Genomic DNA, 384 nt, shown 5'->3' on the forward strand with positions numbered 1-384 from the left:
TTTCGCGTCTACCCCCACTAGCTCTCGCCCTGTTAAGACTCGCTTTCGCTCCGCCTCCGGTCCTCTAGACCTTAAACTCGCTAGTGAGGAGTAACTCGTAGGCTCATTATGCAAAAGGCACGCCGTCATCCCGATTAAATCGGGACTCCGACCGCTTGTAGGCGCACGGTTTCAGGGTCTTTTCACTCCGCTTCTCGCGGTTCTTTTCACCTTTCCCTTACGGTACTGGTTCACTATCGGTCTCTCAGGAGTATTTAGCCTTACGGGATGGTGCCCGCAAATTCAGACAGGGTTTCTCCGGCCCCGCCCTACTCAGGATACTCAACTCATGCACCACCGTACCTGTACGGGACTGTCACCCTCTGTGGTCATCCTTTCCAGAAT

The 384-nt window shown here is 54.2% G+C and carries 1 rRNA gene; it reads right to left on the minus strand.

Features of this window, described 5'->3' with window-relative positions:
• A 23S ribosomal RNA gene (locus A3850_RS00010) occupies window positions 1-384 on the minus strand; the annotation flags it as partial.

This window comes from Lewinella sp. 4G2 (assembly GCF_001625015.1).
Lineage (GTDB): Bacteria > Bacteroidota > Bacteroidia > Chitinophagales > Saprospiraceae > Neolewinella.